Here is a 16899-nt window from a genome sequence, read left to right on the forward strand (position 1 = left end):
ACGCCACATTCCCGGCGGCTCAGCGAAATCCGTCATCGCCCGCGCGATGCAATTTCGCGCCACGCTCGGCCAAGGGCTCCAATGCCCGATCTACCGGCGTATTCGGCGCTTCAGTCACATTCGTGATGCGCGCGGCGGCGTTGCTGGCCCAACGGGTTGCGTTGATCAGAACCTGTTGCACATTGGCATCGTGAAACGTGGGATAGGTTTCATGCCCCGGACGAAAATAAAATACATTTCCGGCACCGCGTTTGTAGGTCAGCCCTGATCGAAACACCTCACCACCCTGAAACCATGAGATGAAAACAGTTTCCAGCGGTTCAGGAACGCCAAAGGGTTCGCCATACATCTCCTCATGCTCAAGCTCGAAATGATCAGGCAGGCCCGCCGTGATCGGATGATGGCGGGCGGTGACCCAAAGGCGCTCGCGCTCGCCCGCCTCGCGCCATGTCACGGTGCAAGGTGTGCCCATCAGCCGTTTGAAAATCTTGGAAAAATGCGATGAATGCAGCAGGATCAACCCCATTCCGCCCCACACTGCCTCGGCCACACGTTCAACCACCGCATCATCCACATCACCATGCGCGCAATGGCCCCACCACAACAACACATCGGTTTCGGCCAAACGCGCGGCGGTCAGCCCATGTTCGGGTTCGTGCAATGTGGCGGTGGTGGCGGTGACACCGACAGCCTGATTCAGCGCCTCGGCGATACACGCGTGAATCCCGTCTGGATAAATCTGCGCGACGATCTCATTTGTCTGTTCGTGAACGTTTTCGTTCCATACTGTCGCCCGGATCATCCCATGCCCCTTTTCACATCGCACAGAGCATAATGATCAGATCGCACCCAGTGGCAAGATCGCGATGCCGGTTTTGCACGCTGGCCCCTGACCCCAAGGAGGGTGTGGATTTGTCATGTTCAGGGGGCTTCACAGATCGCCGGGCGGGTGGAATAGTGTTTGCATGTTGCGTTTTTTGATCCCGCTGTTCCTGATGGCTTTTCCCCTGAACGCCCAGACCCGGGCGCAGGTGATGGATCATGTATTTGTCACCGCACAACGCGCGGGCGTGACCGCGGCCAGCGCCGCCTTAGCCCAATCGGCTACCCGCATCGCCGCAGGCAGCGCCGATTTGGCCGCCCTTTTGCGCCAACAACAAGACAGCGGCGCAGAGTTGCAAATGCTGACCGAACGTCTGGCCACCGTGGCCGAAAACACCGGTGCCGCGGCCGAAACCCTTCAAGGTGAACTGGCGCAGGAAATTGCCGACATACGCGCCCGGTTACGCGCCCTTGATACACGGATCGGCGCAAAATTCCCCGAATTTCGCGAACTGACCAACCCCGCACCTTTGACCATCGCCCAAGTGCAATCCGTGCTGGACCCGGACGAGGCGCTGTTGTTCACCTTCAGCGATCAATATTATACCTATTCTTGGGCGATCAGCCCGAAAAACGCCGATTGGCACCGCGCCGAGATTGATCTGAGCGCGCGAAACGAACGGGTAAAAACCCTGCGCCAGCAGGTTTCGGCACAGGGCGGCGAACGTGCGGGCGTCGCGCTGAACCCCGGGGCGCGGCCCACAGGGCGCGCGTTTGATCGCACAACCGCCCATGAAATCTATGCCCAGTTCTTTGCGCCCCTTGAACACGTGTTCGGCGATGCCGCCCACCTGATGACGGTGGTCGATGGCCCGCTGACCAGCCTGCCTTTGGCGCTGTTGGTGCGCCGCCCGCCCATGGGCGGCGATGATGACCCGACCGCCCTGCGCACGACCGATTGGCTGGTGCGCCAGCATGCCCTGACGACATTGCCCAATGTGTCGGCCCTGCGGGTGCTGCGGTTTGCCCGGGGCCGGTTGAACACCGAGGATAAAGACCCGTTCATCGGCTTTGGCAATCCGGTGCTGGGCTATCAACTGGCCCAAGGGCCGGCAGATGCCAGCGCGCCCACCGTGATCACACGCGGTGTGTATGAGGATGTGCGCCGCGTCGCCGATCTGGCCCCCCTGCCCAACACCGCCCGTGAATTGCGCCGTCTGGCCGCGACCATGGGCGCCGATCCGGAGGCGGTGTATTTGGCCGAAAACGCGACCGAGGCGCAGGTGAAAGACACCGATTTCAGCCGCGTTCGGGTGGTTGCCTTTGCGACCCATGGGTTATTGGCCGACGGATTGCCGGGGCTAAACGAACCGGCGTTGGTGTTCAGCATTCCCGACACCCCCACCGAACGCGATGACGCATTATTGACGGCAAGTGAGGCGGCACAACTGAAACTGGCCGCCGAACTGGTGATCCTGTCGGCCTGTGATACAGCGGGCAGCGATGGCACACCGGGGGCCGAGGGGCTGTCGGGCCTGGCACGGGCGTTTTTATATGCCGGCGCGCGGGCGATATTGGTGTCACACTGGCCGGTTGATGATTTCGCGGCATCGGTGCTGACCACCTCCATGCTTGATGGCATGTACGGCGCCGATTCCCGCCCCCGCGCCGAGGCCCTGCGCGCAGCAATGCTGACCCTGCTGGAGGATGAATCCGAAACCCGGTTTGCCCACCCCCGCCTCTGGGCGCCTTTCGTTCTGGTGGGCGAAGGCGGCGGCGATACCTAGTCGGGCAAGGTTTGGGCGTAATCCCAACCGATGCTGGCGGTCCAACTGGCGCGGGTCTGAAATTCGGCGGTCCGATCCACCTGAACCGTGCCGGTTGCGTCCTGGGCGATATCCTGTGCCATGCGTTCATTGGAAAACTGCATTTCGGCCCAGCCGTAATCACCGATATCATAAAGATATTCGGCCTTGGCCCGGAAAAACGCCACCCCTGACCGTTGATAGGGCAGATCATGCCCCACATCATCCAACGCGCGCCCTGCCCGATCCAGCAAATCGCGCACCTTGTCCCATTCGCCCCCCGCATCGACCAAGGCATCGGCATAGGCCAGCAGTTGATCCTTTTGGTTCACCGGCGTCATTCGATCCAGATAGGCGGGGTCATCCACATATTGCGCAAAAACCTCAACCACGCGGTTCGAATCCTGGGTACGGGCGCGCAATGTACTGGCATAATTGGTAATCACCGCCGATACCAGATTGGGCCGCCCGGTCAGCGGATCGATCATGTCAAATGCCTCGCGCGCGATCAGGGCCGCCTGATCCGTGCGCCCCAGACCAAGCAGCAATCGCGCCTGATCCGACAGGGTGAATGCGATGGTATCGGCATTGGGAAACGGGTGCAGGCGCGCGGTGGTGGTGGCGCGGTCCAGCCATTCGATGGCCTGTTCAATTTCACCGCGCCGTTGGTGGGCATTGTTCAGGGCAAATTCGGCATAGGCCACCAGACTGTGATAGGCGGGCAATCCGTCGCGCACCTGTCGGCGCAACGCGTTCAGACGCACCAGGCTGTCAGGCCCCAGTTCGGATTCAACCGCCGAGCCAATGATCGACAACTGACCATAGGCGCGCAACACTGTCAGATCGGGCGCGGTTTCGATGTCACGCTCAAATTCGGCCCGCAGGGCGGCGCGGGTTTGGGGGCCGGATATGTTCATTCCCGCCTCAAGCGCAACCGCTTGGGCAAACAGGCTCCATGCCGTCGGGGCGGCGGGGCGCGGCAGGGCCAACCAGCCCTCGATCCCCTGCAAGGCAGCGGTGTTTTGATCAAATATATACGCCAGATACACCCGCAGACTTTCGGCAACCATCCGCAGATCCGGGCGGATCGGATCGCGCATCGCATCCAGTGCCTCAAACACCCGCGCTGCTTCGGCCTGATCGGGGTCAGGGCCCCAGATGGCGGCGATCAATTCGACAATCAGCGGCACAGCCGGATCAATCCCGGGGGGGGCATTGCCAAATGCCGCGCGCAACGCGGCGATGTCGCCCAACGCCTGATCCCGGTATCCCCCAAGGCCAAGATACAGCGCCCGGTTCAACAGATACTGCGATGTTTCGGCGTCGGATGTCTCGGCCAAGGCAATCATTACCCGATCCAGTGCAAGGTACTGACCGGCAAAGAATGCGCCCAGAACCCGCGTGCCATCCTGATCCAGCGTGATATCGGTTTGCACCAAACGCAACTCATCGGCAAAGGCAAAGGTGGCAAACCCCGGATCGCCCTGATCCAACAGGGAATGCAGCGCCAATACCTGAGAATCGTACCGTTCGCGCGTGCGCCGGATAATTTCGTATGCATTGCGAAAATGCTGTTGCCCCTGGGCGATATTGCCCAGATTGGTCTGAAATATCCCCAGATCCTGCTCGAACGTCACAAATCCTTCGGGGTTGATGCCCGCACGCCCGCGCAGAGCGTTCATATTTGATTCCAGAAATTCAATCGCGCCGACGGTATCGCCCATATTGTTGCGGATCATCGCAAGGCGTTGAATGTTTTTCAGATAATCATCATCAATCAGGTCATTCCGGGTCAGATAATCATGCCGCTCTTGCAAGGTGGCGCGCGCCGCTTCCAATGTGCCTGCCTCGCCCTGTAACAGGCCCAGAAACCCGCGAAAATACGACTGTGTCTGCGGATCGGACGCCGCCACATCGGGCGATGCGTCAAGATATTCGGCGTAAAGCTGTGCCAGAACGCCCGGATCATCGCCCGCGCGAAATGCGGCAAACACCCGGACGTAAACCAGAAACGCCACCATTTCCGGCGCGATCCAGCTGTGTTCAACGGTGGGGGCATCAAGATACGCCTGAAGAACATCAATCGCATCGGGCGCATTGGTCTGAAACGCTGTCGCGGCCAGATAGGCATGGGCCAGATCCTGTGTGACCACCAGATCGGCACGCCCCGCACTGGCCGCAAAGGCGGCGCGCAACAACAGATCGGCCTCGTTCAGGCGGTCATTGGCATAGGCGGCCGCACCCTGAAACGCCATTGCCTCAATCCGGTAGGGATGATCGCGGTAGCCATCGACATCCAGCGCGCTGGCCACCGATGCGGCAAAGCGCGCGACCTCGTCCCAATCTTCGATCTTCAGATAATAACGCGCCAAGGCCAGATTGGGCAGATGTTTGGCCGACAGTCCAAGATTATTGGTGCTGAATGTGAGGTCATTGGCGGCTTCAAATCGCTGCAACGCCGCATCGGTGTTTCCGGCATGAAAGTCGGCCATGCCTGCCTCGATCATCGCAATGATGTCGCTGTCGGTTGGCGTGCGCGGGGCCTGCGCGGTGGGGGCCGCACCCCAGCTTTGTGATTGCGCGATGGCGGGGCCCGTCGCACACGCCATCCCCAGCGCAAGACAGATAATCGGGCGACCAAAGGCCGCCCAACCGATATGCGCGTCAGTTTTGCGCAATGGTCTGTTCCAACCAGGGCAGATAGTTGGCCACCTTGGTATAGGCCGAGAACAGCGCCTGTTCATTGCAACCATTGCCCGCCTCACCCGACAGGCCCCAACTGACAACACCGGCCTGCACATAAGACCCGTCATCCAACGGCACCACCAAAGGCCCGCCGCTATCCCCCGAACACGACGTGCGCCCGCCCTCATAGGTGCCCGAGCACAACATATTTTCACTCAGCGGCAGCGGCGCGCGATCAATCAGCGCCTCCCAGGCGGCCTGTGCATCGTCCTGTTTCAGGTCAAAAATGCTGGCCGCTTCAGAGAACCCCTTGCTGGCGGCATTGGCCCGGGCCTCCATCACTGCGCCGTTGCATTGTTCGCGCGGCAACATCTGAATGCTGCCCTGACGCATTTCTGCCGGGCTGGTCTGACCGTTGATCAACCCCCAACCGGTGACAATCGTCGGCACACCGGGGCGATCCAGAACTTCGCCCAACTGGGCGTTTGGCACCTGAATCGTGCGATAGGCAGCGTTGGGTTTGCGGGCCAGTTTGACCAACGCGATATCATGGTTGAAATCATCCAGCGCGTAATCGGGGTGCTTGTACACCGCCTCGACCGGAACAAGATCACCGGTGCCATCCTGCAATGTGTTGGTCCCCACCAGAATGTTGAACCGATCCGGGCTGATCGCGCGGCCGTTGCCGTTTTCATCGGGGAAAAACACGCAATGCGCGGCGGTCAAAACCCATTCATCCAGAATGATCGTGCCGCCGCAAAACTGTGAATCCGGGGCCACGGGTCGGCCCCCGATCAACAGACCCACCTGCCAGGGCCACGCGCCTTCGGCAGCGATTTCACCGCCGATAACCCGCCCACCGCTGGATTCTGCGGCCTTTTCGGCGGCGGCGCGCGCTTTTGCCTTGGCTTCGCTTTCGGCAAACGCAAAGGGTGATCGCGCCGCCGTGTCCGTCGGCCCCACGGCCGAGGTTTCCTGCGCCGTGGCCGTGGCCGCAAATAGGGTTGCAACCACAAATCCGGTGAAAATATCTTGCTTTGAAATAGGCATGGCGTTCTCCTCCTGGTTCCAAATATTCATCGCGCCACCGGCACCAGGTGAAGCCGGGTGCGCGTGATGTTCAAAGGCGCAACCGCGCCGGTGAAACCGAAATTACGATTGGTCGCCGTCAGATCGGACGCCAATTCAAGATATAGCTGCAGGGCGGGCGCGCCGGGGCCGGCGCGGGTGATCGTGGGGTCGGCCAGCCCCGACAGCACCGTGCGCGCCGCGCCGGGCTGTGCCGGAACCGCCAGCACGATCAGTTCTTCCTGTCCGGGCAACCCGTTGGGGGTGCGAATTTCCAATCCGACCTCTTGCATTTCACCGAAATTGATCCGGTTCGACAGGCCCGGTTCGGGCCACAGCACCGATGTGTTGAAATCACGGTCGACATATAAAACCGTCACATCCTGCGCGGTTTTCGATGTATTGGTCAGTGACACCCACAACCGGTCGCAGGTGGTGACAGTCTGATCGGCCTCAAACGGGCCGACACCGGCCACCGGCTCGGCACAACCATCGGCGGTGGGGTTGCCCAGCACACGCTCAATCTGTTGTTGCAGCCCGGCACCGGGCAGGGAAAATCCGACCGGCCCATGGGATTCGGCCAGCGCCAGGGCCCGGCGCAACCGATACACCCGCGCCGCACGTTCGAAAAACCCGGCCGGATCAGCGCCCATGCGCGGGCTGCTGCCCGGGCCATCGGGGTCAAGCACACCGTCAGGCCCGGTCAGGGCCAGGGTGCCGCCCGACAGTATAATCACCGCATCGGGGTTTTCGGCGTTCCATTCCACGCCCTCGGGCAGACCGGCGGCAACCAACCCGCCCAGCGCATCCAGGATCGGGCTGTGGTCGGCCGCATCCATCAACACCGGCACCGATAAACGAAACGGCGCCGGCACGCCGGGGCGGCGTTGCACACCATAGCCCCGGGCGGGCATTTCGCCGCTTTCGACAATCAACTGGCCCTTGTCGGCCCCAACCTGTGACAGGGTCGCGCGGGCCACGGGAATGGTGCTGGTGGCGGTTTCGTACAGATCGAACACCGCGCCGTTGCCATAGCCCGACAGCAGCCCCGCCTTCAGTTCGCCGCGCTCAAACACCACCCGGCGCGCACCGGGATCGGTTGAACCGAACACTGGCGTGGTCAGTGCCGGGCCTTCGCCATCGGGGGTTTGCACCGCCATTGCCGCGCCTTTTTGCAAGGTATCGGTGGCCCCGCGCAGGGCCTGTTCCCATGTCAGATCGGGCGTTTCGGCCAGTACCACCGCCAACGAGCGGGTGAAATCGCCATACCAATTTGACAGATCGGCCTTATCCCCCAGCGGATATTCAAACGACCGTTGATCCGATTGCGACGAATAAAGAAACGCAAACTGCCCCTCAAGCGGGGGCGCAACCGTGCCGGACACTTCGGGTGTGGGCAGATCCTCGGGCACGCCCAGAGTGGCGGATGAGATGAACCGTTCAGCGCCGGGCGCACTGCTGACGGCGCGAAATCCGGTGGCCGAATGGCAGGCATCGACAATCGCAATCAGCGTGGCGCCGGTGTTCAGGATTGCCTGAAACAGCGGTTGAAATTCATCATCGACGATGGCGTTTTCCACCGCACCAATTGTTCCGCTCCAGTTTTTGGCATCGGCGGGCAGGAAGATTTCATCATATCCCCCCGCCTCATCGCCGTTCAGGTCGGGTGCCTGCGCCCCGTGGCCCGAAAAATAAAAGATCACCGTGTCATCCGGCCCCGCCACCTGGGCCAAATCCGCCAGCCCCGACAGAATCGCGGCGCGGGTTGGCACCACGGCGGGCGCGACGCCTTCGGGTAAGACAACGGTGGGTTCGGCCAACACCCGCACTTCGGTTGCGCCGCGCGCCAACAGAGTGCGCGCCATCAGGCCCACATCGTTGATCGGGCCACGCAGATCGGCATCAAGATATTTGTAATCGCTCACCCCCACCAGCAGGGCGTGAACATCGGCCAGGGCCGAAGCGGCATTCAGGGTCAGACCCCCAGCCAGAAAAAGTGAGATCAGCGGTTTCATGCCGACAGAATGGCCCTTCCTTTGGCCCAGCGCAAGAAATCTGGGCAATGTGACAAGGATTGTCATTCGTGCAAGCTCAGTTTCGCAGCGGGGTGATCCGGCGCGCAGGCCCGGCGGCGGCCAGTGTCGCGCCGCCGTCCGTGATGCTGCGCAGAAAACCGTTTAGTTCCGGGTTCTTGCGGGTGGCCAGACGCCCCGCCTGAATGGCCATATCCACCTGTTCAACGCTCAGGCGCAGGCGGGTAGGAATGGCATTCAGTTCGGTTTGCATCGCCTCGGGAAGATCATCAAACGACGCCTGCCCGATAAAAAGTTTCACATCCCTGCAATCCCACCCGGCCAAATCGCCCCGCACCCGGCGCACGGCACTGGCGGGCAGCGCACAGCGATAGTCCACCAGATCCCGCTCCCAATCGGCCAATTCCAGGCGCATGGCGTCATATCCCGTGCGGCTTGCGGCACTCATTGCGGAATTGGCGATGGACATGGCCAATTCCACCCCGCCCGGCCCGGGCAGGTTTTGCGTCCAGCCAAAATCACGGCTGACCCCGGCATTGGCGACCAGAAACAGGATACGTTTTATCTTGATCGCTTCATCGGGCGACAGGGGGGAATGGGCCACTTCGGCCCGGGCCCGTTCGACCGACAGGCCGGTGGTGCCGAAATTATCGGTGATGCCGCCATCCAGCAGTTTGACGAACCTGATCTTGTCAGGGTCGGCATAGCTTTCCAAAGCGCGGGCATGGGCCTTCATCGCCGAGGAGGCTTCGGGGTTGAACCGCGCGGCGGTCAACCAATCGGGTTCCTGATAGGCACAGGCATCGCTGTGGGCCGTCAACACGATCGGCGCAAAGGCCAATGGAAATGCCGCCGAGGCGCTGACCGCCTGGGAAATCGGATAAGACGACAGATCAGAACACAGCGCATCAAAGGTTTCGGCGCTGAACAAAAACGCGGTGTTGTTGGCCACATCGCTGGCATTGATCCAGGTGCGAATCCGCGATTTGCGCCGCAAATCCCCAAAGGTGGCCCCGTGAAACAGAGTTTCATCCAGAAACCGCCCAAAGGTATCGGCACCATTGGCCCCACCGGCCAACCCCCGCACCAAAGTAACCGGATTCAGGGGCGAGGTTGCCATGTATTTTTCGGCGTTTTTGATCAGGAATTTCTCGCGATACCCGCTTACCCATTCGGCGCCGAAATACCCAAAATGCGCCGCCGTGACCGACCCGCCCGAAACCCCGGTAACCAGACGCACATCCGATAAAATGCCGTCGGTATCGGTGGGCGTGGCCGTGGCGGCGCGCAGCCCTTCCAACATTCCATGGGCAAAGGCCGAGGCCCGCATCCCACCGCCCGAAAACGCCAGCCCGACCCAGATTTCATCATCCCCCGGCACCGGCAAATCGCGATCAACCAATGACAGGTTGGGCGCGGCATTGGGCACATTCACCGGGGTATTATACGCCGCACAGCCGAAAAGCCCGGTCAGTATAACCAGGCACGCGGCAGACAGCACAGGCAAGTTGGGCATCAGGAATCGTCGCTTATATCCGGCGGTGGGGCCACTTTAGGCCAAGCGATTGAAATCGCAAATCCCTTTTCCACCGCGGGCCGGGTCAACCGCGCGCCGTGCCGGGTGGCAATCGCCTGAACCAGGGCCAGGCCCAATCCGTGCCCAGTCACGGCGCGGTCGCGTTCGCCGCGCACGAACCGCTCAAACGCCAAATCCCCCAGATCATCGGGCAGGCCGGGGCCGGTATCGGTTATTGCCAGGATGTGACGGTCGCCCATGTGCGACAGGTGGGTGGTGATTGCATCGCCCGCTGCGCAAAATTTTATCGCATTGTCCAACAGGTTCGAAACAAGCTGCGCAATCAGGTTACGATCGCCCAGCACCCATAGGTCAGGCGTCAGATCAACGGCATAGGAAATCCCCTTGTCCTCGGCCAGGGGTTCGTACAATTCCGCCACCTCGCCCACCAGTTGGCCAAGGTTGACCGGCACAAGGCCCGGCGCGCTGCCCGATACCGCCTCGGCGCCGGAAATATCCAGCAGGGAATCGAAAATGCGAATCGCATCGCGCATTTCGGCGCGCACAGCATCCGAACCGGGCGAGCGATCCAGCTTTTGCAAAATGCGATTCAGCGGCGTGCGCAGTTCATGGGCAATGGCATCTGACAGGCGATATGTGGCCCGGTTCAGGTTTTGGATACGATCCAGCATTTGATGCACGTGGCGTTCAAGCTGGCCAAATTCATCATCGCTGCGCCGCCCCGGCAGACGCGCGCCCAGATCCCCCGCCGCCACCCGGTCGGCCAATCGGTTCAACCGGTCAATCCGCCCGATGACAACGCGCGACACGGCCAGCCCCGCCAATACCCCCACCAACACAAGGGCCAAACCCACCCCGACAATAGAGCGGCGCAAGGCGGCCAGCACCGTGTGCGCCGCTGTTTCACTGCGCGCAATCAACAGCGGAAAGCCCCCCGGCAACATCCGCGCCACCCCGAGATATGGCGTTTGATCATGCTGAAACTGGCGCGCGCCCTCAATCGAAACGGACCCTGCCAGCGCCGGTAAATCCGGTGGCCAGGCGTTTATATTGCCTGCCAACACCTCACCCTGTTTGCCTTGCAGCAGGAACAGCGCCTGTTCGGGCGCGGTGGTTTGGGCGCGAAATGCGATGGCTTCGCGCAACGCGATGATGCGGCGTTGATCATAAAGCGCGGCAAAAGCATCCACATCGCTGGCCAGCAGCGCGCGGTTTTGCGCCGCCAGTTCGCGCGCCGTCATCTGGTATTGCACCCCCATCGCGAGCAGCGACAACACGATGATTCCTGCCGCCACCGCCAATGTCAGGCGCAGCGCGGCCGAGCGTGCCAACATCACTGTGGTGCCCCGTCACCGCGCGCTGGATCAAACACATACCCTTCGCCCCGTTCGGTGTGGATAATCGCGCGCCCCGCTGCCGCCTCAAGTTTGCGGCGCAAACGGCCCACATGCACATCCACCACATTGGTTTGCGGATCAAAATGCAGGTTCCACACATGCTCGAGCAGTTGCATCCGCGTCACCACCTCGCCTGCGTTGCGGGCGAAAAACGTGATCAGTTTGAATTCTTTTGGCGACAGCGCCACATGGGTGCGGCCAATATGCAAAGTGCGCGCCTTGAGCCGGATTTCCAGATCGCCAAAGGCCAGCATATCGTTATCCAGCACCGTCATGGTATTGCGCCGCAACAGCGCGCGCAGGCGGGCGCGCAATTCATCCGGATCAAACGGTTTGGCCAGATAATCATCGGCGCCTTTTTCCAAGCCTTCGATCTTGTTACTGGCGCGGCCCAGCGCGCTGACCACCAGGATCATCGCCTTTGATCCGGCGGCGCGCATTTTCGCGATGGCATCCACCCCGTCGCCACCGGGCAGCATCCGGTCCATCACGATCACCGCGAATTTCGCCAGCCCCGCCGCCTGTACCCCATCGGCCCAGTTGCGCATGATCACCGGCTCACCGCCCAAATCGCGCACGGCATCGGCCAGGGCGCTGGCGGTTTCGGGGTCGTCCTCGACGATCAGGATGCGGGCAATGTCTGTCATGATATGAACCTTAGATCAGAAGAGATGCGCGCGCGCGTCAAGCAAATTCGCCCGCTGTTGCACCGCTGTGCGCGGCGCACTGCCCCAAGGGTTGATCAGCACATGTTGCGTGGCACCGTTTCGCGCGATCAACAGCAGAATCGGCTTGGTGATAACCAACGCCTCCAGCCCCGCGCGATCAATCGGTGTGCCATTCAGTGCCAGCACCGTATCGCCGGGCTGCAACCCCGCCACAAAGGCCGGAGAATGAAGGCTGACATGGCTGACGCGGCCTGCATCCTCAAACATCACGCCAAGGGTGGCAAACCGATAGCTTTCGATCCGCGCCACCGCGCCGCCACTGACGCTTAGCGTGGCCAGTTGCCCGGTGACCGGTGCCAGGTTCAGCGTGACCGTCAGCAAGCTGGCACCGCGCCGGATATGCAGGCGCGCGGTGTCCTCCTGGCGGGCTTCGATCAGAAACGCCAATGCGCCGACCTGTTCCAGCACCGTGGCGTTATAACCCAGAACGATATCGCCCGCCTGCAACCCGGCACGGGCGGCGCGTGAGCGGGGGATGACGGTTTCCACCAGCAATCCACCGGGCGTCAGGCCCAGCGCCTCGGCAATGTCGGGGGTGACACGGCGCAACGACAGGCCCAGATCGGGCACGTCACGTAGATCGCCCGCCACCATCAACGGCACGATCCGCGCCAGATCGGACGCCGAAACCGCCCAGCCCAGCCCGATCAGCGCGCCATCGGGCGCGGCGCGGTTCAGCCCCAAAAGCCGCCCTTGTTCATCGACCAGCGGCCCACCGGCCACGCCGTCGTGCACCACAGCATCATGGCGCAGGGCATTGAGTGCCACCGCCGGGTCGGGTTGGCGCGGGGGGGCCGCGATAATGCCACGGGTCACCATCGGGGCCATCCCCAGGGGCGCGCCGATGGCATAAACCGCCTGGCCCACCGGCACCGTTACCGGGGCCAACGCCAGACCGGGACCAAAATCAACCGGCACGCGCAACAGGGCAATGCCGCGCCGCCCGTCACGGGCCACAACCTGTGCGCGCACCGTGCGCCCCGTGCCATCGCGCAGATCGACCGCAGCGCGCGCACCCACCACATCGGCGGTGGTGATCGCCAATCCGCCCTCAAGCAATACCGCCGATCCCAAGGGCCTGTGATCTTCGCCCAGCACGATCATCGTGGCGGCCACGGCGCGCTCCAACCCTGCGGCGGCGCGTGCCGTCATTGGCACGACCAAAACCATGATCATGATCATCGCCGCCCCCAGTGCGGGGGCAAAGCGGGCGGTTAAAACCTTGTGTGGCATCGGGTATTCCTTTCCAAAGGTGCCCGGCAGATATACCCGCTCCGCCCCCAAGGATCACATGACAAGTCCTGTCACGATCCAAATGAGATGCAAGAAACCGTTGTATTGTTGGGGCTTGTGCCGAATATTCAACGCAACGGAGGATTTGTCATGTCACCCAAGCTGTTTCTTGCCTTTGCTGCCATTGTTTCCCTGCCGCCCATGGCGCAGGCGCAAAATCTGGACCCGATCAAAGCGTCGCGCGTTTCGGCGCAAATGTATCGGATTGGCGCGGATCAGGGCGATGCCCTGCTGATCATCGCCGCCGCGAAACTGCGCAAGCAAGTGTTGGTAGAGCGGATCGAACGGGTGCCCGAACGCGATGGCAAAGCGCCGACAGGCACGGCAGACCCCGCCCTGACATGGGAGGCGATGTTGCAAACGGCGCAAGACTTATCGGTGGATGATCCGCAACTGACCGGGCTGATCGACGATGTGCGCGCCGAAACCTTCAAGGGCGTGCGCACCGGTCGGGTGGAAAGTTACACCCGCATCCGCCCCGGCGGCACCGATACCTATCGCCCGCTGGAATTCAGCGTCGGACAATATGCCGATGTCTATGTCGAAGGGTCGGGCGATGCGGATCTGAACCTTTATATTCGCGATGCACAGGGGCGTCTGGTGTGTTCTGACACCGATATTTCCGCCATTGCCTATTGCGGGTGGGAACCGACACGCGCCCAGGCCTATGCCGTCGAAGTGCGCAACAAAGGCCGCGTGGCCAGCGCCTATAAGTTGATGACAAACTGATGCGCCGCCTGTTCACAACCACCGCTGTCGCGCTGTTGCTGGCTTTGCCCGCTTTGGCCAAGGAAAACCACGCCCTGCTGATTGGGGCTTCAACCTATCCCAACCTCGATGAACGGTTCTGGCTGAAAGGCCCGGCCAATGATGTGGATCTGGTGCACAGGTTTTTAACCACCAACACCGCTGTGCCGTTTGACGCCGATAACATCACCCTGCTGGCCGATGGGTTGGCCGGGGGCACCGCACCCACATTGGCCGCAATTCGCGCCGCCATGGCCGATCTGACCGCGCGGGTGCAGCCCGGCGATTTTGTCTATCTGCACTTTTCCGGCCACGGCAGCCAATCGCCCGCATTGGACCCCGACAGTGAATTGGACGGGTTGGATGAAATTTTCCTGCCCGTCGATATTGGCCCCTGGGATGATACCGTGGGCACGGTCACCAATGCATTGGTCGATGATGAAATCGGCGCCATGTTGGACGGATTGCGCGCCAAGGGGGCCGATGTTTGGGTGGTGTTTGACAGTTGCCATTCCGGCACCGCCACCCGCGCCGCGCCCTCAGGCGAAGATGTGCGCATGCGCCAATTACCGCCCCAGGCATTGCGCATTCCCGACGCGACGCTGATCGCCGCCGAACAAGCCGCCGTTCGCACCCGCGCCCTGGCCCCCGACCCGCGAGAGCGTGCTGAACCGCCCGTCGTCACAACCGACACCGCGGATCAAGGCAGCCTGGTGGCGTTCTTTGCCGCCCAAACCAATGAGGTGACGCCAGAAAAGAACATGCCAAAGGGCTATCCTGATCGCCGCTTGCAAGGCGTGTTCACCTATACATTGTTTGAGGCATTGGCCGAACGCCCCGGCATCACCTATCGCCAGTTGTCCCAAGAAATCCTGCGCAAATATACCACCGGCAATCTGGCCCGCTCGACCCCCTTGTTCGAGGGCGATCTTGACGCCATCGCCCTGGGCGGTGAACCGGGCGCGCGCGTGGCACAATGGCCCGCACAACCCACAAATGATGGGCTAAGCGTGGCGGCAGGCACGTTGCACGGGATCGCGCCGGGCATGGAACTGTCGGTGATGAAATCGCCCGCCGACCCGACCGAGGCCGCAGTGGCCACCGTGACCGTGACCGAGGCGGGCACGTTTCGCACCACCACCGGCGCGCCGGCCGATCTGCCGCGCGGCGCGTGGCTGCGCAAAACCGCCGATCTGGTTGATTTTTCGCTCACCGTTTCTTTGCCCCGTGCGCGCGGTGAGGCCAACAGCGCCTTGTTGCGTGCCGCCGAAATCATCCGCGCCGATGAAATGGCCGGGCCGCGTTTGCGCTTTGTCGCACCGGGGGCCGAGGCCGATCTGCGGCTTGATCTGTTTGAGGACAGCGCGCGCCCTGATGCGATTTGGTTTCTGCCATCCTCGGGTCTGGTGCAAGACGGTGATCTGGCGCGGATGCCATCGGTTTCAACCACCGACAAGAGTGATTTTCAACTGGCCGAAGTCATCGCCGACAACCTGCGCGCCATGGCCAAGGCGTTGAACCTGCTGAAAATCGGTGCAGCAGCCAATGGGAATGCGTTGAATGTTCAGGCGACTTTGCAATCATCCCGGTTCGACCCGCTGCGCGAAGAGGTGATCGCGGGCAGCCGCGTCGCCCTGACCGGGGCAAATGTGCCACGGATGATACCCGATGATGTGATCGGTCTGCGCTTGGAAAACAGCAACGACGGGCCGGTGGATTACAATATCCTGTATGTCGGATCAGATTATTCGATCAGCTTTATGGGCAATGGCCGGATGCAGCCGGGCGATGTGCTGGACGAAGATTTCATCCTGATTACCGATGATGCCTTTGGCCGGGATCGCATGGTGGTGATTTTGTCGCCCGCAGCGCCACAATCGGCAGTCGAAGACCTGTCGTTTCTGGAACAATCGGCGGTGGAACGCACCCGCGATGCCTCGGTGCGCCAAGGCATCGCCGGATTGCTGGACGAGGCCGGGTTTGGCGAAACCACCCGCGCCGCTGTCAGCCTGAAAAGTCGGCGCACGGCCAGCGCCCCCTCACCGATGTTTTTGCAGTTCGAGATTGATACCGTGCCCGATACCTAACCGATCGAATCGCGCAACGCCTGAATGTTGGCGCCGTACATCTCGGGCTGGTCGACCGACCCGCCCTTGAACACCGCCGATCCGGCGACCAACACATCGGCCCCCGCTGCGGCGCATTGGGGCGCGGTGATGGTATCAACCCCGCCATCAATTTCGATCAGAATCGGGCGATCACCGATCATCGTGCGCAAATCGCGAATCGTGTTCAGTTGCGATTGGATGAATTTCTGCCCGCCAAAACCGGGATTGACCGTCATCACATTTACCAGATCGATCATGTCAATCAGCGGTGCAACCGCCACCGCCGGGGTGCCCGGGTTGATCGCCACGCCCACCTTGCACCCCGCCGCGCGGATCGATTGCAACGTGCGGTGGATATGCGGCCCGGCCTCGATATGGGCGGTGATGATATCGGCCCCCGCATCGGCGAAGGCCTGAATATACGGATCGACAGGCGCGATCATCAGATGCACATCCATCACCGTCTTGATATGGGGCCGGATCGCCGCGCACAGCGCCGGGCCAAAGGTGAGGTTGGGCACGAAATGGCCATCCATCACATCCACATGCACCCAATCGGCCCCTTGTGCCTCAATCGCGCGGCACTCGGCCCCGAAATCGGCAAAGTCGGCAGACAGGATCGAGGGGGCGATTTTCACAGCCATGGCGCGGGCTCCTTTGTTTGACTGACTCAGGC

At 61.8% G+C, this 16899-nt stretch carries 12 protein-coding genes; 3 read left to right on the top strand and 9 right to left on the bottom strand.

All coding sequences use genetic code 11. The features are described from left to right. Positions 1-19: 19 nt before the first annotated feature. Positions 20-802, bottom strand: a complete 783-nt coding sequence (locus C8265_RS04910; protein WP_108482851.1) for a ThuA domain-containing protein — start codon at positions 800-802, stop codon at positions 20-22. Between the two features lie 163 nt (positions 803-965). Between C8265_RS04910 and C8265_RS04915 the strand changes: the two genes are divergently transcribed. Beyond that, positions 966-2609: a CHAT domain-containing protein gene (locus C8265_RS04915; RefSeq protein WP_164512270.1), complete on the top strand. Its 1644-nt coding sequence runs from the start codon at positions 966-968 to the stop codon at positions 2607-2609. On the opposite strand, the gene C8265_RS04920 is transcribed toward C8265_RS04915, so the two are convergent. From C8265_RS04920 to C8265_RS04950, 7 genes are read right to left on the bottom strand one after another with little or no spacing between them, the layout of a single operon-like run. Further along, complete coding sequence (locus C8265_RS04920; protein WP_108482853.1) at positions 2606-5305, bottom strand: tetratricopeptide repeat protein; 2700 nt, start codon at positions 5303-5305, stop codon at positions 2606-2608. The two genes, C8265_RS04915 and C8265_RS04920, sit on opposite strands and share 4 nt — an antisense overlap. Beyond that, entirely contained in the window at positions 5292-6362 is a 1071-nt protein-coding gene (locus C8265_RS04925) for a serine protease (protein WP_164512271.1), read from the bottom strand. Before C8265_RS04925 ends, C8265_RS04920 begins: the two co-directional genes overlap by 14 nt. A gap of 26 nt (positions 6363-6388) precedes the next feature. Beyond that, on the bottom strand, positions 6389-8461 hold the full coding sequence (locus C8265_RS04930) for a caspase family protein (RefSeq protein WP_108482855.1): 2073 nt from the start codon (positions 8459-8461) through the stop codon (positions 6389-6391). 10 nt (positions 8462-8471) lie between these two features. After that, positions 8472-9929, bottom strand: coding sequence for a patatin-like phospholipase family protein (locus C8265_RS04935; RefSeq protein ID WP_108482856.1), 1458 nt, complete (start codon positions 9927-9929; stop codon positions 8472-8474). Beyond that, positions 9929-11284 (bottom strand): sensor histidine kinase, encoded by a 1356-nt coding sequence (locus C8265_RS04940; protein ID WP_108482857.1) that lies wholly within the window; start codon positions 11282-11284, stop codon positions 9929-9931. The genes C8265_RS04935 and C8265_RS04940 overlap by 1 nt, the downstream gene beginning before the upstream one ends. Further along, the gene (locus C8265_RS04945) at positions 11284-11994 is read right to left on the bottom strand and encodes a response regulator transcription factor (RefSeq protein ID WP_108482858.1); all 711 of its coding nucleotides are present in this window, start codon (positions 11992-11994) and stop codon (positions 11284-11286) included. Before C8265_RS04945 ends, C8265_RS04940 begins: the two co-directional genes overlap by 1 nt. Before the next feature lie 15 nt (positions 11995-12009). Then, complete coding sequence (locus C8265_RS04950; protein WP_108482859.1) at positions 12010-13308, bottom strand: S1C family serine protease; 1299 nt, start codon at positions 13306-13308, stop codon at positions 12010-12012. Positions 13309-13458: 150 nt separating this feature from the next. Here C8265_RS04950 and C8265_RS04955 point away from each other — a divergent pair, with 150 nt between their 5' ends. Both C8265_RS04955 and C8265_RS04960 read left to right on the top strand, forming a co-directional pair. Beyond that, positions 13459-14097, top strand: coding sequence for a hypothetical protein (locus tag C8265_RS04955; RefSeq protein ID WP_126623142.1), 639 nt, complete (start codon positions 13459-13461; stop codon positions 14095-14097). After that, positions 14097-16202 carry a caspase family protein gene (locus C8265_RS04960; protein WP_108482861.1) on the top strand — a complete coding sequence of 702 codons (2106 nt, stop codon included), beginning with the start codon at positions 14097-14099 and terminating at the stop codon, positions 16200-16202. Before C8265_RS04955 ends, C8265_RS04960 begins: the two co-directional genes overlap by 1 nt. On the opposite strand, the gene rpe is transcribed toward C8265_RS04960, so the two are convergent. After that, entirely contained in the window at positions 16199-16867 is a 669-nt protein-coding gene (rpe, locus tag C8265_RS04965) for a ribulose-phosphate 3-epimerase (RefSeq protein WP_108482862.1), read from the bottom strand. The genes C8265_RS04960 and rpe overlap by 4 nt on opposite strands. Positions 16868-16899 lie beyond the last annotated feature (32 nt).

It is taken from the genome of Oceaniglobus ichthyenteri (assembly GCF_003057885.1).
Taxonomy (GTDB): domain Bacteria; phylum Pseudomonadota; class Alphaproteobacteria; order Rhodobacterales; family Rhodobacteraceae; genus Oceaniglobus; species Oceaniglobus ichthyenteri.